The organism is Gluconacetobacter aggeris (assembly GCF_014174395.1).
Lineage (GTDB): Bacteria > Pseudomonadota > Alphaproteobacteria > Acetobacterales > Acetobacteraceae > Gluconacetobacter > Gluconacetobacter aggeris.
The window spans coordinates 45,284-63,968 of sequence record NZ_JABEQD010000003.1; the positions used below are offsets into that span (position 1 = coordinate 45,284).

The 18,685-nt window shown below is 65.0% G+C and carries 14 protein-coding genes; 7 read left to right on the forward strand and 7 right to left on the reverse strand.

The window, feature by feature from the left end; translation table 11 throughout:
• Nucleotides 1-2: 2 nt before the first annotated feature.
• Together cyoA and HLH36_RS05325 are read right to left on the reverse strand one after the other, a co-directional pair.
• Nucleotides 3-926 carry a ubiquinol oxidase subunit II gene (cyoA, locus tag HLH36_RS05320; RefSeq protein WP_182985430.1) on the reverse strand — a complete coding sequence of 308 codons (924 nt, stop codon included), beginning with the start codon at nt 924-926 and terminating at the stop codon, nt 3-5.
• Between the two features lie 659 nt (nt 927-1,585).
• The gene (locus HLH36_RS05325; protein WP_182985431.1) at nt 1,586-2,365 is read right to left on the reverse strand and encodes a Bax inhibitor-1/YccA family protein; all 780 of its coding nucleotides are present in this window, start codon (nt 2,363-2,365) and stop codon (nt 1,586-1,588) included.
• A gap of 188 nt (nt 2,366-2,553) precedes the next feature.
• Here HLH36_RS05325 and thpR point away from each other — a divergent pair, with 188 nt between their 5' ends.
• From thpR to HLH36_RS05350, 5 genes are all read left to right on the forward strand, one after another.
• Entirely contained in the window at nt 2,554-3,093 is a 540-nt protein-coding gene (thpR, locus tag HLH36_RS05330) for an RNA 2',3'-cyclic phosphodiesterase (RefSeq protein ID WP_182985432.1), read from the forward strand.
• 366 nt (nt 3,094-3,459) lie between these two features.
• Nucleotides 3,460-5,667: a PQQ-dependent dehydrogenase, methanol/ethanol family gene (locus HLH36_RS05335; protein ID WP_182985433.1), complete on the forward strand. Its 2,208-nt coding sequence runs from the start codon at nt 3,460-3,462 to the stop codon at nt 5,665-5,667.
• 57 nt (nt 5,668-5,724) lie between these two features.
• Nucleotides 5,725-7,122: a cytochrome c gene (locus tag HLH36_RS05340; RefSeq protein ID WP_182985434.1), complete on the forward strand. Its 1,398-nt coding sequence runs from the start codon at nt 5,725-5,727 to the stop codon at nt 7,120-7,122.
• Between the two features lie 90 nt (nt 7,123-7,212).
• Nucleotides 7,213-7,935: an NAD-dependent deacylase gene (locus tag HLH36_RS05345; protein WP_182985435.1), complete on the forward strand. Its 723-nt coding sequence runs from the start codon at nt 7,213-7,215 to the stop codon at nt 7,933-7,935.
• Nucleotides 7,932-8,537, forward strand: coding sequence for a uracil-DNA glycosylase family protein (locus HLH36_RS05350; protein WP_182985436.1), 606 nt, complete (start codon nt 7,932-7,934; stop codon nt 8,535-8,537). Before HLH36_RS05345 ends, HLH36_RS05350 begins: the two co-directional genes overlap by 4 nt.
• A gap of 1 nt (nt 8,538) precedes the next feature.
• On the opposite strand, the gene HLH36_RS05355 is transcribed toward HLH36_RS05350, so the two are convergent.
• The 3 genes from HLH36_RS05355 to HLH36_RS05365 form a co-directional block, all read right to left on the reverse strand.
• Complete coding sequence (locus HLH36_RS05355) at nt 8,539-9,270, reverse strand: MarC family protein (RefSeq protein ID WP_182985437.1); 732 nt, start codon at nt 9,268-9,270, stop codon at nt 8,539-8,541.
• Between the two features lie 94 nt (nt 9,271-9,364).
• Nucleotides 9,365-11,428 carry a lysylphosphatidylglycerol synthase domain-containing protein gene (locus tag HLH36_RS05360; RefSeq protein ID WP_182985438.1) on the reverse strand — a complete coding sequence of 688 codons (2,064 nt, stop codon included), beginning with the start codon at nt 11,426-11,428 and terminating at the stop codon, nt 9,365-9,367.
• 42 nt (nt 11,429-11,470) lie between these two features.
• Nucleotides 11,471-13,090, reverse strand: coding sequence for a lysine--tRNA ligase (locus HLH36_RS05365; protein ID WP_182985439.1), 1,620 nt, complete (start codon nt 13,088-13,090; stop codon nt 11,471-11,473).
• A gap of 108 nt (nt 13,091-13,198) precedes the next feature.
• Here HLH36_RS05365 and HLH36_RS05370 point away from each other — a divergent pair, with 108 nt between their 5' ends.
• A complete protein-coding gene (locus HLH36_RS05370) occupies nt 13,199-16,153 on the forward strand; it encodes an ATP-dependent DNA helicase (RefSeq protein WP_182985440.1) in 2,955 nt (984 codons plus the stop codon).
• Between the two features lie 8 nt (nt 16,154-16,161).
• Here the strand turns inward: HLH36_RS05370 and HLH36_RS05375 are convergent, their stop codons facing one another.
• Together HLH36_RS05375 and HLH36_RS05380 are read right to left on the reverse strand one after the other, a co-directional pair.
• Nucleotides 16,162-16,365, reverse strand: a complete 204-nt coding sequence (locus tag HLH36_RS05375) for a cold-shock protein (RefSeq protein ID WP_012225746.1) — start codon at nt 16,363-16,365, stop codon at nt 16,162-16,164.
• A 187-nt stretch (nt 16,366-16,552) separates the two neighbouring features.
• A complete protein-coding gene (locus HLH36_RS05380; RefSeq protein ID WP_338030397.1) occupies nt 16,553-17,614 on the reverse strand; it encodes a YeiH family protein in 1,062 nt (353 codons plus the stop codon).
• Nucleotides 17,615-17,723: 109 nt separating this feature from the next.
• Here HLH36_RS05380 and HLH36_RS05385 point away from each other — a divergent pair, with 109 nt between their 5' ends.
• Entirely contained in the window at nt 17,724-18,605 is an 882-nt protein-coding gene (locus tag HLH36_RS05385) for a LysR family transcriptional regulator (RefSeq protein WP_182985441.1), read from the forward strand.
• The last annotated feature ends 80 nt before the right edge of the window (nt 18,606-18,685 follow it).

An 18,685-nucleotide genomic window follows, 5' to 3' on the forward strand; every position in this document is an offset into this window, starting at 1 on the left:
TCCTATTCCTTCATATTCATGTCGGACATCGCGGACTGCACATGCAACATCTTGCCCGTGCTCTTATCCATGACCATGCCATTGTTGTACTTGGCTACGATTTGGTCGAACAGGCCGGGTTCCGCATGCGAGAAATACTCGACCGGGTTCGCCTCGCTGGGCGCGGCCAGCTTGGGATAGTTCGAATTGTCGAGCTGCTCGGACGCTGCCTTCACCTTCTGGACCCAGGCGGCGTAATCGTCGTTGCTCATCGCCAGCGCGCGGAAGCGCATGTCGGAGAAGCCGCGGCCGCTGAAGTTCGCGGACTCGCCGAGATAGTTGCCGGCAGTATTGGCCACCAGGTGCAGCTGCGTCTGCATGCCGGCCATGGCATAGATCTGGGAACCAAGCTGCGGAATGAAGAACGAGTTCATCACCGCGTCAGAGGTGATCCGGAAGTCGACCGGCGTATTCACCGGAAAGGCCACCTGATTGACCGTGGCAATCCCCTCGTCGGGGTAGATGAACAGCCACTTCCAGTCCAGCGCGACGACCTCGACGTGAATCGGCTTCACGTTGGCTTCTTCTTCGAGCGGACGGTAGGGGTCCAGAGAATGACAGGTCTGGTAGGTCAGCACTGCCAGGAAAAGAATGATCAGGGACGGAACCACCCAGATCACGACTTCGATCTTGTTCGAGTGCGACCATTTCGGCAGGTATTCGGCACTCGTGTTCGACTGGCGGTACTGCCACGCGAACAGCAGCGTCAGAACGATGACCGGCACGACCACAAGCAGCATCGCATAGGTCGAGGTCAGGATCAGGCTCTTCTCCTGGACACCCACGGTACCCTTCGGGTCGAACAGTGCCCAGTCACATCCCGCCAAGAGGAACGCTGAGGACAAACACAATAAACTCGATAATCTTGGCAAGATTTTTTTCTTCATCTCACGCCTCGTTGGTTTCGACATCACCCTTGCTCATATGCTCGCTTCGTTCACGGGCCCCCAAAGCAACAACGGCCATGTTTCACGTCTGCCGCGAATCCCGGTGCGGGTCTCTCGCCGTTTGTTACATCCGTTGATATCAAACCGCCGTCTGCCTCTCCTCTCGGAAGGAGGGCTTCGCCGGATCGATCCCGTCATGATCAGCCGCTGGCTTCCTGGCCTTGATCCTGATCAAGGATCGGAACGGTCAAGACTCTTTTCCATCCCGCAGGGCCGAACTGGCACCTCATGTGCCGCCGCGTGCCTCGAGCATCCTGTCTGCGCAGCTATCCTTTCGTTCATAGTTCTCTTACCGCCTTATCCGACTGGATGGACCTCACAAGCAAGTCTTCACATAATGTTTCAGATTATTTCGAATACGCCAAGGTGTCCAAATTAAATCGTTTTATTTCAATATGGTAATCTGGTGTGCCTAACATCACATACACGTCATCGCACTCTTTCCGTGGAAGAATAAGTCTTATTTTAGCCGAATTTCCACGGCGTTCGCGTGCCCGGTCCGTTTTTCTCCCATCTTCGACCACGAGATAAAAAAAAGCCCCGCCGTGAGGCGGGGCCTGATTTCCGGCCAAGACATCAAAAGGCGGATTCGCGCGCCCTCAATTATCCTGGTTGCTGCGCACACCCATGAACTGCAGCAGGAACTGGAAGAGGTTGATGAAGTTCAGATACAGCGCCAGAGCATCATAGACCGCGCGCTTGGCCGCCCCATCCGGCCCGTCATAATAGGCAACCTGCTGATAGGTCATCTTGATCCGCTGGGTGTCGAAGGCGGTCAGGCCGATAAAGATGAACACGCCGACGACGCTGTACAGCATATAGACCATCGAGCTGTGCAGGAACATGTTCACCAGCCCCGCGATCACCAGCCCGAACAGGCCCATGATCAGGAACGAGCCGAAACGCGTCAGGTCGGTCTTCGTGACATATCCCCAGATCGACATCGCCGAGAACGTGCCGGCCGTGACGAAGAAGACGCGCACCACCGATACCCCGGTGAAGGTCAGCAGAATACTCGACAGGCTGGCGCCCATCACGGCACAGAACGCCCAGAACAGCATCTGCACCGTCTGCCGCGACAGGCGATTCACCCCCAGCGACATGACCAGCACAAAGCCCAGCGGCGCGATCATCGCCAGCATGCCCAATCCGGTCGGCCGCACGGCCACCCCGTTGGGCGTCATCACGGCGGCGAAGAACGCGGCGCGCAGGCTGGTATTGGCGACCAGATAGGCGACAAGCCCGGTCAGTACCAGGCCCGAAGCCATCCAGTTATAGACCCGGAGCATATAGGCCCGCAGCCCCTGGTCGATGACTCCGGCGCCGACCCCGGTGCCAGCGGGTCGGGACATTGTTCGAAAATCCGGGCTGAAAGCCATGACATCCTTCCTTTGTCCGGGCAATTCCGGACGCAACATGTCAGAGATGTGGGAGGAGCGGGCGATATTTCAAGGAAAATCATCTCGCTTCCGGATGACTTTTCTGAAAAAGAGCCGCTCCCACGACGACCGGTATATTATAAGGCAAAGGACGGAATCGCGAAAACCTTGCCGCACGAGGCACGACAGTGAGACTCTTCATCGCTCTCGACGTCGGATCGCCGCTCCGCGAAGCGATCGCGGCCATGCGTGGCAGCCTCGCCGGCGTCCGGTGGGTCGATCCCGCCACCTATCATGTCACGCTCCGCTTCATCGGCGAGGTCTCCGGCCGCGACCGGCTGGAGGATATCGACATGGCCCTGTCGGCGATGCGTGCCCCCGCCGTTCGCCTGCAGCCCACCGCGCCAGGCATTTTCGAGCAGGATGGCGGCCGGCAGACCCTGTGGATCGGGATCGAGCGTAGCGCGGCACTGCTGCACCTGCATCGCAAGGTGGATACGGCTATGCGCCGCGCCGGCCTGCCGGTCGAACGAAGGCGCTTTGTGCCCCATGTCACGATCGGCACGATCGCGACCCCATCGCCGGACATGCTGGCCCCCTGGCTGGCACGATGCTCCACCCTCCCCCTCCAGCCGGTCGACGTCCCGCGCCTGACCCTCTTCCGGTCCCTGCGGGGTCCGGACGAGCCGATTTACGAGAATCTCGCCGAATACGATCTGGCGGGATGAGGGAAGTGCGCAGTGCGAATCGTCTCCCCTCACAAAACTATGAACGCAACCTATTCGCGTAACGCATATATTTAATTACATTAATGCATATTAATATTTCGCCCACTGACCAAACATATATCACGCATACCTGATATGGGCGATAAAAAATGGCATGAAATCAATATAATGAGCCATATCATGCTGTTGCCTGGCAGGGTCCGAAAAGGCTGCTCGACCCTTCATGTCTCAGTCCCCTTCCCCCGAGAACACAAAATCGTCAGAAGACTGAATTTTCAGCCTCAGTATGGTCGCACCGGAACTGATTTTCCCCGGTCCGGGACCGGGGCGTCAGGTTGTTTTTCTATTGTCACGAGGACATCGGACATGATGCGAGCTGCTTTCCGGAAAGGGCGTTCTCTGCGAGGAACGCTTGCCGCCGGAACGATATGCGCCGTCACTCTGTGCGGCTACGCCGCCGTTGCGGCTGACCCAGCTTCAAGCGATACCGGAGAGGCGATCATCCATGCCGATGACCATCCGGGCGACTGGATGACATACGGTCGTACCTATTCCGAGCAGCGCTACAGCCCGCTCGACCAGATCAACCGCTCCAACGTCGGCAACCTGAAGCTGGCCTGGTATTACGATCTGGACACCAATCGCGGCCAGGAAGGCACGCCGCTGGTAGTCGACGGCGTCATGTACGCGACGACGAACTGGAGCAAGATGAAGGCCCTCGATGCGGCCACGGGCAAGCTGCTGTGGGCCTATGACCCGCGCGTGCCCGGCAACATCGCCGACAAGGGCTGCTGCGACACCGTCAACCGCGGTGCGGCGTACTGGAACGGCAAGGTCTATTTCGGCACCTTCGACGGCCGCCTGATCGCGCTGGACGCCAAGACCGGCAAGCTGGTCTGGAGCGTCAACACCATCCCGACCGACGCGGCACTGGGTCAGCAGCGCTCCTATACGGTCGACGGTGCGCCGCGCATCGCCAAGGGACGCGTCATCATCGGCAATGGTGGTGCGGAATTCGGGGCCCGTGGCTTCGTATCGGCCTTCGATGCCGAGACCGGCAAGCTCGACTGGCGCTTCTTCACCGTGCCCAATCCCGAGAACAAGCCGGACAACGCGGCCTCGGACAGCGTGCTGATGAACAAGGCCTACCAGACCTGGAGCCCGACCGGCGCATGGACCAAGCAGGGCGGCGGCGGCACCGTATGGGATTCGATCGTCTATGACCCGGTGACCGATCTGGTCTATCTGGGCGTGGGCAACGGCTCGCCGTGGAATTATAAGTTCCGCTCCGAGGGCAAGGGCGACAATTTCTTCCTGGGCAGCATCGTCGCGATCAAGCCCGAAACCGGCGAATATGTCTGGCATTTCCAGGAAACGCCGATGGACCAGTGGGATTATACCTCGGTCCAGCAGATCATGACCCTGGATCTGCCGATCAACGGCCAGATGCGTCACGTCATCGTCCACGCGCCCAAGAACGGCTTCTTCTACGTTCTCGACGCCAAGACCGGCGAATTCCTGTCGGGCAAGAACTATGTCTACGTGAACTGGGCCAGCGGCCTGGACCCGAAGACCGGCCGTCCGATCTATAATCCGGAAGCCCTGTGGACCCTGAACGGCAAGGATTGGTACGGCATCCCGGGCGACCTGGGCGGCCATAATTTCGCGGCGATGGCCTTCAGCCCCCGCACCGGCCTGGTCTACATCCCCGCACAGCAGGTTCCCTTCCTGTATTCGAACCAGGTCGGCGGCTTCAAGGCCCATCCCGATAGCTGGAATCTCGGCCTGGACATGAACAAGGTCGGCATTCTCGACAAGCAGGACGCCAAGAACGCCTTCATCAAGGACCTGAAGGGCTGGATCATCGCCTGGGACCCGCTCAAGCAGCAGGAAGCCTTCCGCGTCGACCACAAGGGGCCGTGGAACGGCGGCATCGTGGCCACCGGCGGCGACCTTCTGTTCCAGGGCCTGGCGAACGGCGAATTCCACGCCTACGACGCCACCAACGGCAACGACCTGTTCAGCTTCGCCGCCCAAAGCGGCATCATCGCCCCGCCGGTCACCTATCTGGCGAACGGCAAGCAGTATGTCGCGGTCGAAGTGGGCTGGGGCGGCATCTATCCGTTCTTCCTGGGCGGTCTCGCCCGCACCAGCGGCTGGACCGTCAACCATTCCCGCGTCATCGCCTTCTCGCTCGACGGCAACGCCAAGCTGCCGCCGCAGAACGACAAGGGCTTCCTGCCAGTCAAGCCACCCGCCGAGTTCGACCAGAAGCGGACCGATAACGGCTATTTTGAATTCCAGACCTATTGCGCGGCCTGCCATGGCGACAATGGCGAAGCCGGCGGCGTTCTGCCCGACCTGCGCTGGTCCGGCGCGATCCGCCACCAGGACGCGTTCTACAACGTGGTCGGTCGCGGTGCGCTGACGGCCTACGGCATGGACCGCTTCGATTCCTCGATGTCCCCTGCGCAGATCGAGGACATCCGGCAGTTCCTGCTGAAACGCGCCAATGAAACCTACCAGAGGGAGGTTGATGCCCGGAAGAACGCGGAAGGCATTCCCGCTCAATGAGAGGCTTCCGCTCGATCTTCCGTTTTTCCCGCATCAACGCGACGCATGGTGAACAGAATGCTCAACAGGCTTAAAGTTGCGATCGGCACTGCGGCGTTCAGCCTCCTTGCCACTGCCGCAATGGCTCAGGCGCCGGATCAGGCGCTGATCGACAAGGGTGCGTATGTCGCCCGCCTGGGTGACTGCGTGGCCTGTCATACCGCCCTCCACGGGCAGGCCTATGCCGGCGGTCTTGAGATCAAGAGCCCGATCGGGACGATCTACTCGACCAACATCACGCCCGATTCCACCGGTATCGGCGGCTATAGTTTCGAGGAATTCGACCAGGCGGTCCGCCACGGCATCCGCAAGGACGGCTCGACGCTCTACCCGGCCATGCCCTATCCGGCCTTCTCGCGCATGACGCAGGACGACATGCGCGCGCTCTATGCGTATTTCATGCATGGCGTGAAGCCGGTGGCACAGCCCAACAAGGCCAACGAGATTTCGTGGCCCATGTCCATGCGCTGGCCGCTGGCGATCTGGCGGACCCTGTTCGCCCCGGCGCCGGCCGATTTCAAGCCGGCAGCCGGCACCGATCCCGTGGTGGCGCGCGGTGAATATCTGGTCACTGGTCCGGGCCATTGCGGCGCCTGCCATACACCGCGCGGCTTCGCGATGCAGGAAAAGGCGCTCGATGCCAGCGGCGGCGCGGTCTTCCTGGCCGGCGGTGCGCCGATCGACAATTGGGTGGCCCCGAGCCTGCGGAACGACCCGGTGGTCGGCATCGGCAGTTGGTCCGAGGACGATCTGTACTATTTCCTGAAGACGGGCCGTATCGACCATTCCGCCGTGTTCGGCGGCATGGCCGACGTGGTGGGCTGGAGCACCCAGTACTTCACCGACGACGACCTGCACGCGATGGCGAAATACCTGAAGAGCCTGCCGCCGGTTCCCCCGTCGCAGGGCAGCTACACGTATGACGCCTCGACCGCCGACATGCTGAACGCGGGCAAGACCACCTCGTCGCCAGGCGCGGACGTCTATCTGCGTGAATGCGCCATCTGCCACCGCAACGATGGCGGCGGCGTGGCCCGCATGTTCCCGCCGCTGGCCGGCAACCCGGTGGTGGTGACGGAAAACCCGACCTCGCTGGTCAACGTGGTCGTGCATGGTGGCGTGCTGCCGCCGACCAACTGGGCACCGTCGGCCGTGGCTATGCCGGGCTATGGCAAGACCCTGTCGGCCCAGCAGATCGCGGATGTGGTCAACTTCATCCGTACCGGATGGGGCAACCACGCCCCGGCGAACGTGACGGCGGCCGATGTCGCCAAGCTGCGTGACACCGGTGCCGCGGTCTCCGGTGTCGGCTTCGGTGCGCCGAGCAGCAGTTGGCTGCTTCTGCACCCGCAGCCTTACGGCACAGGCTGGACCTTCGCTCCGCAGACCCACTCGGGGGTGGATCAGGCGCAGTAATCGCGCCCGACCAGCCGGCATTCCTTTCAGCCGCCGCGGGGCCTCCCCGCGGCGGTTTTCTTATGCGCCGCGATCGGGCATAGAGAAAGAATGACCCAGGCTCATCCAGCAGAGCGCATCGTCGTCCTGACCGGCGCCGGCATCAGCCGGGAATCCGGCCTGGAGACGTTTCGTGATGCCGACGGCCTGTGGAGCCGGCATGACATCAACGATGTCTGCACCCCGGAAGGGTTCCAGCGGGATCCGATGCTGGTCAGCCGCTTCTATAACGGGCGACGCGCGGAACTGGCGCATGTCGAACCCAACGCCGCCCATCGGGCGCTGGCGGAGCTGGAACAGGCCGCACGCGACGGGCGCTGGCATGGCGAGCTCCTGATCGTCACCCAGAATATCGACGACCTGCACGAACGTGCGGGCAGCCGCAATGTCGTGCATATGCATGGCGAATTGCGGCGCCTCCGCTGCATGTCCTGCGGCGCGACACCCGAATGGCTGGATGACTGCCAGCCCCAGACCCCGTGCCCGGCCTGCCGCCATCCCACCCTGCGGCCCGATATTGTCTGGTTCGGAGAAATTCCGCTGCACATGGAGCGTATCCAGGCGGCCCTGTCCGCCTGCGACCGCTTCGTGACCATCGGCACATCCGGCACCGTCTATCCGGCAGCCGGCTTCGTGGCCGAGGTCCGCGACCATGCCGACACGCTGGACATCAACCTGGAAGCCCCCGCCATCCCTGCCCTCTTCGATCGTACACTGGTGGGGCCGGCGACCCGGATGGTCCCCCAATGGGTGGCTGAAATCCTGGGCTCATGACCGGACAGAACGAGGCAGCAGACGATCTGGCCTCCCTGGTTGCACAGATACGGGCGTGCCGGGTCTGCGCCGACAACCTGCCGCTGGGGCCACGGCCGGTCCTCCATGTCTCGACCACCGCCCGCCTGCTGATCGCCAGCCAGGCTCCAGGTACGCGGGTTCATGAAACCGGGATCTCGTTCAATGACGCGTCTGGCGACCGGCTGCGGGGCTGGCTGGGCATGGATCGCGAGACCTTCTACGATTCCAGCCGCATCGCTATCCTGCCGATGGGCCTGTGCTATCCGGGGCGCCTGCCCAAGGGCGGCGACCGGCCCCCTCGGCCGGAATGCGCCCCGCTGTGGCGGGCACGGCTGCTGGCCTGCATGCCCGATATCACTCTGACCCTGCTGGTCGGGTCCTATGCCCAGGCGGCAGTTCTGGGGCCCGGCCGGGTGGAAGACCGGGTGCGCGATTTCCGCGCCTATCTTCCCCGCTATTTCCCGCTGCCGCATCCCTCGTGGCGTACCGGGGCCTGGGAACGCCGCACGCCATGGTTCGCGGCAGAGGTGCTGCCCGCATTGCGTGCCGCCATCAGCCCCCTGCTGGCGGAACCCAAATAGCTCAGGACGCCGCCGCAGCGTGCATGATGGTGACAACCAGCCCCTCGATTCCGGCCGAGAGGATCTGCACGCCGATGCACAACAGGATCAGCGCGGCCAGGCGCGAGACGATCCGCGCACCGGTCACACCCAGCATCACGACCAGCCGTTCGGCATAGGCGTAGGCAAGCCAGACCGTGGCAGCCACCGCAATCGCGGCGACCGAAACAGCCAGGTAGAAGATGAGCCACGCCGGGGATGCCGGCCGCGAGGCGCTCAGGGCAATGGCAACGGCGATCGAACCAGGACCGACCGTGAACGGCATGGTCATCGGGAAGAAGGCCATCTCCATCCAGCTCGGAGCGGCGACGGTTCGCCCGCCCTGCATGGCCTGCTTTTCCTTGCGCGCGGCAGCTTCCTCAGGTGCCTGGAGCAATGACCAGGCGCGAACGGCGACCACCAGCCCGCCGGCGATGCGCAGCGAATCCACCGTGATGCCGAAGAAGGCGAGGATCGCACTGCCAGCCCAGATCGAAGCAACCAGGAGCCCCGCCGAATAGAACGCGACCGTCCGGGCCAGCGCCAGGGATTCGCTCCGCTCCCGCCCCGCCGTCACCTGCGAGAAGATCAGGGAGGCACCAATCGGGTTGACGATCGAAAACAGGGCGGGAAACGCCAGCAGGAACGTATTGCTGAAGACCGACAGCGCGTCCTTCAAGCCGAGGGAAGGAATGGCATGAAGAGCTGGGGACATCGGAACGCATTCCAGGGAGCGATCGTGCGGCAATGCCCGACCAGTCGCCGCCAGTCGAAAGCCGTCTATCGTCTTTCGCAGACCGGCCCGCCAGTCAAGCCCCATCCAGCCGGAGTGAGGGTGCGGCGCCAGCGGTCTGCATGACGGAAATGACATGCTGCACGCTCTGCGGCACGCAGCACAGATACAGATCGTCTGCGGTCTCTTCCACCAGCGGCCAGGATGTCAGGCCCAGATCATTGTAGACATCCAGCATCGAGGCCCCAACCTGCCAGAATGCCGGCTGCCGGCGCTCCTGTACCGCCAGGTCACGCAACCACCAGATGGCCGAGGCGCAATCGGCCGATTCCCCGGCGGGATCACCCAGGCCAATCAGGAAATTCTCCGTCCGCAGGAACGGCAGCAGGGCCAGGCCGGATTCGCCGGGGATCAGCCCGGCTGGCTGGATCGGTCCCAGATCGTCCGCCGCATGATCCAGCGCGCGATATTCGGCCTCGCCTGCGTTATCCCAGGGCAACACCACGATCCGGCCCGGGCGAACCAGCCGCCCGATCATGACCAGGCCGAGCACGACGGCCAGCCCCATGACCCATTGCGCGACGCCGTGCGAGGCCGTGAACAGCATCACTTCCCACCAGCTTCCCCCGACCTCGTCCTGCGGCCCCGAACAAACCAGCACCAGCACGCAGCCGATCAGCAGCACCAGCGACAGTCCGGTACGAAACGACAGCGGTTCGCTCAGGATCCGCGCATGCCGATAATAGGAACTGCGGAACGGTGCGATCAGGACCGCCACCAGCCCCAGAATGCCCGGCACGGCCAGCGACGCCCCACGCAGCAGGGTCAGCGCGGCCGCCCCGACCAGCAGGCCCAATGTCAGTTTCCATGCCAGGGTCACGCGCTGCGACAGGCCCACGGCCAGGCCGATCAGCGCCACCCCGATCAGCGAGAGAAGATAGTCGCCCGCCACGCCCACCAGATGATGCAGCCCGCCGGCATTGCTCCAGGATGCGGGATCGAGGATCGTCAGCGCGATCAGCAGCGCGCCGCAGATCGAAACCGCCCCCGTCGCCACGACCACCGAGAAATCGGCCTCGCTCTCGCGGATCACATGGCTGGGCCGGATCTCTCGCGGCCCGCGGCGGGGCGCACGGGGCGCCGCCTTGCGCGCCAGGACGGCATCGCCGCGCAGGAACAGTTCATGCCCTGCAAACATCAGTCCCGCCAGGAAGAGCGGGATGATGTAATAGAACAGCCGAAAGACCAGAATGGTGCTGACGATCTGCGACGGCGGCAGATAGGCCCCCAGTGCGAGCATCATCGCACCATCGAACACCCCCAGCCCACCGGGCACGCTGGCCACCAGCCCGGCGGTGTAGGACGCGATATAGATGGCCAGGAACACGCCATAGCCCAGCCCGCTTCCCGCCGGCAGGAAGATGTAGGCAATCCCGGCCGTGGCGGCGACCTCGGCGGCCGCGACCACCATCTGGGCGAACGCCATCGCCGGCCGGGGCAGCACGATGGTCCAACGGCAGATCCGCACCTGCGTCAGCCACAGCCCCAGCATGATATAGACCGCCACCCCCGCCCACAGCAGCAACCCGATCCCCGACAGGACCAGATGCGGCAGATGCGCCCCGATGACGGGAACCGCGCCGGGCTCCAGCAGCAGCACCGCACCGATCAGCGCCCCCGCCCCCAGCAGATAGGTCGCGGAACAGAAGGCAATGATCTGCGCGATATCGAACGACCCCAGCCCCCAGTTGCCATACAGCCGAAAGCGCACCGCCGCCCCGGAAATCGCGGCAAAGCCCAGATTGTGCGAGAGGACATAAGAACAGAACGACGCGAAGGCCGCCCTGCGGAACGATAGCCGGCGACCGACCTGCAAGACCGCCAGGCAATCGTAAAAGGACAGGATGAAATAGGACAGGATCGTGCAGCCGATCCCCAGCATCATGGTCGTGGCCGGTATCGTCCCCAGGGCCGCGCGGATGTCATCCCAATGCAGGTCCCGCACCTCGTGCTGGACCACGACGATCGCGGCGATCATCAGGCCCAGCCCGACGACATGCGGCAGGTGCCGCAACAGGCGTCGCCAGCCGGATGTCGGAGGTGCCGGCTCCTCCGGCGGCAGGGAGCAATTCAGAACCATGAGAGAGCGAACCCGGCCATGGCGGAACTCATCGCCGGTGCGTCAGCCGGCGACGACAGACGCGGTCCCCGCCGACGCCCGAAGCAGCGCCGCCTCGATCAGCGCCACGGTTTCCGCCACTCCGTACAGTCCGATGAAAATGCCGAATCGCGGCCCTTCCGTCTGGCCCAGCAGAACCTCGTACAGGCAGCCGAACCAGGTACGCAGCGGTTCGAACCCATGGCGCTTGCCGATCTCGAAGACCAGGTTCTGCAGCGTATCGGGGTCCGCGGTCCCGGCATCCAGCCCGCGCAGCATCTCCGCCAGATCCGCCAACGCCGCACGCTCCCGCGCGTCGGGCTCGCGATAGGTCTTCGAAGGACGCACGAAATCCGCGTAATAGACGATCGCGTGGTCCACCAGTCGCGCCAGCATCGGGCAGGTCTCGGGCGAGGCCGCCTCGTCATAGCGGTGGATGAACTTCCACAGCACATCGGGCGTATCGGCATTCGCGGCGCTGGCCAGATTGAGCAGCATGGCGAAGGTCAGCGGGCTGCCCGCGCTGTCGTCGATCTTCCCGGCATGGATGAACCAGGCCGGGTTGGACAGCAGCGCCGCATCATCTCCCTGCGTCCGGGCACGTGTGACATTGGCCAGATATTCGTCCGCCGCCTTGGGAATGACGTCGAAGAACAGACGCTTCGCCCGCTGGGGCGCGTTGAACATATACTGGCCCAGGCTCTCGGACGGGGCATAGCGCAGCCATTCCTCGACCGAGATGCCATTACCCTTGGACTTGGAGATCTTCTGGCCGTTCTCGTCCAGGAACAACTCGTATGTCAGGCCGGCGGGCGGCTCGCCGCCCAGGATGCGGCAGATCTTGCCCGACAGTTTCACACTGTCGATCAGATCCTTGCCCGACATCTCGTAATCCACGCCCAGCGCAAACCAGCGCATGGCCCAGTCGGCCTTCCATTGCATCTTCGCATGGCCACCGGTCACCGGGGTCTCGAACGTCTCGCCATCCTCGTCGGTCCAGCGCACCGTCCCGGCAACGGGGTCGATGCCGTCCATGCGCACCTGCATCACCAGTCCGGTACGCGGATGAATCGGCAGAACGGGGGAGTAGGTCGCCCGGCGATCCGGGCCAAGGGTCGGGACGATAACCGCGACGATCTCGTCATGCACCTCAAGCACCCGACGCAGCGCCGCATCGAACCGGCCGCTGGCATAATACTCGGTAGAGGACGCGAATTCATATTCAAAGCCGAATCCGTCCAGGAACGAGCGCAGCCGGGCGTTATTGTGCGCCGCGAACGATTCGTGCGTACCGAACGGATCGGGAATGCGCGACAGCGGCTTGCCCAGATGCTGGCGCAGCATGTCGCCATTCGGCACATTGTCCGGCACCTTGCGCAGCGCATCCATATCGTCGGAAAAGGCGAGCAGCCGCGTCGGCCGGCCCGTCAGGCGCGTATAGGCCTGCCGGACCCAGGAGGTCCGCGCGACCTCGCCGAAGGTGCCGATATGCGGCAGGCCCGAAGGCCCGTAGCCGGTTTCCAGCAGGGCGGGCGCATCGGCGGGCAGGGCCTTGCGTTCGACATGGGCGGCCAGCTTGGCCGCCTCTTCGAACGGCCAGGCCTTGGGCAGGGAAGCGGGGTCGAGACGGTTCTGATCGGACATGATGCGCCGGAAGCTATGAACTGAAACCTGATGGGTCAATCCATACCATACATCATCTGTCTGCCAGATGGGCGACAGACGGCGATTTGTCCCCTATATGTTCCCCTGATGGCCACACCGCCCCCCTCCCCGGACCTCCCGCCCGCCCTGGTGGCGCGCCACGGCACCTGCTCGCTGCTGACCCCGGACGGCGAACTGCTGACTGTTCCGGGAGACGAAGCCGCACGCCTGCTGCGCGACATGCCGCCGCCCCTGGTCGTGCATGCTCCCCTGACCGCGCGCCGGCTGGGCCTTCCACCCCTGCCCCAACCCACACCATGGCTCGACCTGCTGGAACTGTTCCTGTTCGCCATGCCCGGCCGGACGGTCCCGCCCACGGCGCGTGGGCTGGCATTGGCCCTGGGACTGGACGATGCGCGGATCGGCGGGGCAGAGGCCGACCTGCTGCCCGATCTCGCCGATATCCTGCTCGACCACATCGCCGCCCGACAACCGACCCCGGCCGGCGAGGAGATGGCTGCGCTGGCGGTGCGGATGGACCATGCCGGCTGGGCATGGGGCCCCAGCGTGCTGGCGGCCCTGCGCGCCGCCCACCCGCTCCCGGCGGAGGTCCTGCAGCCCAGCGATGCCATCCGCGTCTGGCGCCGCCTGCCGAAATGGGAGGAAACCGCTCCCCGTCCCACCCCGTCCAGCCTGCCGGTCCCAATCGCCGATGCCCGCCGCCGGCTGGCCGAAATGCTGGGCGCGCAGGCGGAAACCCGCGCCGGCCAAGCCGATTTCGCCGGCGCGGCCAGCGCTGCCTTCGCCCCGCGCCTGACACGGGGCGACCCGCACATGGTGCTGGCCGAAGCGGGAACGGGCACCGGCAAGACCCTGGGCTATGTCGCCCCCGCCAGCCTGTGGGCCGAACGCAATGGCGGCTCCGTCTGGATCAGCACCTATACACGGCACCTGCAGCGCCAGATCGAAGGCGAACTGACGCGGCTCTACCCCGACCCGGCCATCCGGCGGCAGCATGTCGTCCTGCGCAAGGGACGGGAGAACTATCTGTGCCTGCTGAACATGGAAGAGGCAGTGAATGTCGCCGGCAACCGGGGCGGCCCGTCAGGCGGTATCGTCGCGCTGTCGCTGCTGGCCCGCTGGGCCGGGGTCACCGCCGATGGCGACCTGATGGGCGGCGACCTGCCCGGCTGGTTCGGCGACCTGTTCGGGCGCGGCACCATCGCGGGCGTGGCGGACCGCCGGGGCGAGTGCATCCATGGTGCCTGCCCGCACTATCAACGCTGTTTCGTCGAACATTCGATCCGGCGCGCGCGCCAGGCCGACCTGGTCATCGCCAACCATGCGCTGGTGATGACCCAGGCCGCATGGCACGCCATGGGCGGTGACGCCGCCTCGGACGAAGACAACATCCCCACCCGTTACGTATTCGATGAAGGCCATCACGTGATGGATGCGGCCGATAGCGCCTTCTCCGTCGAACTCTCGGGGCTGGAAGCGGCGGAACTGCGCCGCTGGCTTCTGGGGGCGGAAGGCGCACGCTCCCGCGCCCGTGGCCTGAAACGCCGCCTGGACGATCTGGTGGTGGGCGATGCCAGGCTGGAATCCCCGCTGGATGCCGTCCTTCAGGCCGCCCACGCCCTGCCTGCGCCCGGCTGGTCGGGCCGCCTGGCCAACATGCTGCACGCATCCATGCCCGCGCCACCCGGCGACGATCCGGCCACGACGGCAGCGCCCTCTTCCGATACCCTGCCCAATCCATGCGAGCAGTTCCTGCACCTGCTGGCCTGCCAGGTCCTGGCGCGCAGCCGCGCCGGCGACCCCGCCCAGTCGCCCGCCATGCAGCAGGGCTCCATCGAATGCGACCTGCACCCGCTGGCCGAGAACGTGCCGCCGGCCGCAACCACGCTGGCCCGGGCGCTGGACCGGCTGTCGGTCGCCCTGCGCACCCTGGTCGATCGGCTGCTGGAGCGGCTGGATGACGAATCGGGCGAACTCGACCCCGCCACGCGCGAGCGGATCGAAGCCGCCGTGCGGACGATGCGCCGCCGCGCCCTGAGCCGCGTCGACGGATGGAGCGCGATGCTGCGCGCGATCGGCGAGACGCGTGACGACACACGGCTCGGCGCCCCGCAATATGTCGATTTCATCCGTATGGACCGGCGCGAGGGACAGCGCCCGGGCGAGCAGGATGTCGGACTGCACCGCCACTGGCTGGACCCGACCATTCCCTTCGCCACCGTGCTGGCGGCGCCGGCGCACGGGGTCCTGATCACCTCCGCGACCTTGCGCGACGAAAACGGAAGGGGCGACCCGGAGGAAGCCGAACGTGCCTGGGAGGCCGCCGAGGCCCGGACCGGCGCCAGCCACCTCCCCTCGCCCGCGCTGCGGGCCTCGCTGGCCAGCCCGTTCGATTACCGGCACCAGAGCCGCGCCTTCATCGTGACCGACGTGGCCCATGACGATATCGGCGCACTTGCCGCGGCCTATCGTACATTGTTCCTGGCGGCCGGTGGCGGAGGCCTGGGCCTGTTTACCGCGATTTCCCGCCTGCGTGCCGTGCATCGAAGACTGTCGCAACCGCTGGAGGAGGCGGGCATCCCGCTTTATGCCCAGCATGTCGACGGCATGGATAACGCCACGCTGGTCGATATCTTCCGTTCGGAAGAAAATGCGTGCCTGCTGGGTACGGATGCCATGCGCGACGGGGTGGATGTGCCCGGCCGGTCGCTGCGTCTGGTGGTGTTCGAGCGCGTGCCATGGCCCCGCCCCGACATCCTGCATCGGGAGCGCCGCACGCACCTGTCGCACGGGGCACCGGGCGAATATGACGACCGGATCGCGCGCCTGCGCCTGCGTCAGGCCTTCGGCCGGCTGATCCGCAGCACCGGCGACCGGGGCGCGTTCGTCCTGCTCGACCGGCGGGCGCCATCACGGCTGATGTCGGCCTTCCCCGACGGCGTCGCCATCCGCCGGGCCGGCCTTGCCGAAACCGCGCGGGAACTGGAAGCGTTCCTGCGCGCCTCGGCGGACGGGGAGCATGCAGGGCCCCCCGCCCCGTAATCTTGTCCTCAGAGCGGCTTGAGGTTCGATGCCGCCGCCTTGCCGCGCTCGGTCACGACGTCATAGCTGACGCGCTGGTTCTCATTCAGTCCCCGCAGACCCGCCGCCTGAACGGCCGTGATGTGCACGAACACATCCTTGCCCCCATCCTCCGGCATGATGAAGCCAAAACCCTTGGTTGCGTTGAACCACTTCACGGTACCCGTCGCCATAGTCACTTCGTCCCTTGTTGCCGGCATGATGCCGCTCGACCGATGTCTGCCCGACACGCGATACCCGACGGACTGCCCGCCGACGACCAGCATCGATCCAGATGGGTTATGGGCGCACGAACCCTGCCGCTTTGTCAAACCATGCCGATGACGCTCCTCAAAAAATCATGACCCTGTCGAAATGCCGTCACTGGGCCAGGCGCAGTACCCCGATCAGCACGACAGCCAGCCCCGTCAGGACCAGAAGCGACAGCACGACCGTCGCCATCACCCGTCCACCGGCCTTCATCACCGTCCGCAAATCGGCGCCCAGTCCCAGTGCCGCCATGGACAGCACGGTCAGAACCGCCGCTCCGGTTCCCAGCGGCCGGACGGCACCGTCCGGCACCAGCCCCAGCAGGCGACACGCCGCCAGCGCCAGAAAACCGACCAGGAACCATGGCACCAGCGGCGGCCTTTCCCTCCGCGTCGCCCGATTCTCCCGCCCGTCCGGGTGCGCCAGGACCGACAGCACCAGACAGACCGGTCCCAGCATCAGTACCCGCGCCAGCTTGACCAGCATGCCCATCTGTATCGCCACGGTTCCCATCGGGGCGGCCGCAGCCATGACCTGCGGCACGGCATAGACGGTCAGCCCCGCCAGCGCGCCATAGGCAACCCCTTCCATGCCAAGCAGGATACCCAGCAACGGCAATCCGAGCACGACCACCACACCGAATAACGCGGTGAACGCGATCGACGCCGCAATCTCGTCATCATCAGCCGCGATCACGGGCGCGATCGCGGCGATGGCCGAATTGCCGCAGATCGCGTTGCCGCAGGCAACCAGCAGCGCCATGCGCGCCGGCACCCCGCACAACCGGCCGATGCCAAATCCCAGCAGGATCGCCACCGCCACCACAGCCGCAATCCCGACCAGCAACGCCGGACCGGCGGCGCGGACCACCGTGTCGCTGACCGACGCCCCCAGGAGCAGGATGGCCAGTTCCAGCGGGTATTTTGCACAGAAGGCAATGCCGGGGCGCCATTTCCGGGCCGGCGTCCATCGGCTGCGCGCCACCGTTCCGCACAGGATCGCCAGAACCAGCGCCTCCAGCCACGCCCGCCCGGTCCACGCGCGTTCCAGAGCTGCCAGCGCATAGGCCACACCCGTAACCAGCAGGCACAGCGCGATGCCGGGCGCCAGAGAGACCTCATTCCGGCGGAAACAGGCGGGCACGCCTGCGGTACGGGATACGGAATTCATCATGGCGGCTTCCTTTCACCGCCCGTGTTACCGCCCGACCGACCATTCTATCCAACGCATCATTCTTGTGGTTTTAATCGCAAATTCAGATCAATCAGGATCTCCCCCCTCCATGACCCTCGAACAGCTCCGCATCTTCATCGCCGTCGCCGAACGCGAGCACATGACGGCCGGAGCAAGGGCGCTGAACGTCACCCAGTCGGCCGCCTCTGCCGCCATCGCGGCACTGGAGGACCGCCACGCCATTCGTCTCTTCCATCGGGTCGGCCGGGGCATCACCCTCACCGAGGCCGGCCGTCTGTTTCTCACCGAAGCCCGCGCCGTACTGGCCCGCATGGCCGCCGCCGAAAATGTGCTGGACGATCTGGGCGCCCTCCGGCGCGGCACCCTGCGCGTGGTCGCCAGCCAGACCATCGCCGCCTACTGGCTGCCGCCCCTGCTGGCGGATTTTCACCGCTGCCATCCAGCCCTGTCGATCACCCTTGCCATCCGCAATACCGAACAGGCCGCCGCCCAGGTCCGTACGGGCGAGGCCGAAATCGGAATCATCGAAGGCGAGATCGACGATCCCGCCTTGGCCCATTGGCCGATCGGCGAGGACCGATTATTGCTGGTGCAGGCCGAACCGTTCGACGACACCCCCATCGATGCCGTCTGGCTGCAACGCGCCCGCTGGATCATGCGCGAGGACGGCTCGGGCACGCGTTCGACGCTCGACCAGCATCTGCGCCGCTTCGGCATCGCGCCCGACACGCTGGACGTGGCGCTGGTCCTGCCTTCCAACGAAAGCGTTCGCACCGCTGTCGAAGCCGGCGCCGGCATCGCCGCCCTGTCATCCCTGGTCGTCGCGCCGGGCATCCGCGCCCGTACATTGCACGCGGCGCCGCTTTCGTTCGGCCCCAGGGCCTTCTTCGGGCTGCGCCACAAGGAACGATATCAAAGCAAGGCGGCCGAAGCCCTGCTGGCCTTCATCACCGCATCCATCCGGCAATAAGACAAAAAAAACCGCCCGCGAACGGACGGTTCTTTTCCTGCCGGATAAAGCAGCACCCGGCCCGGGCACGAAACCCGGAC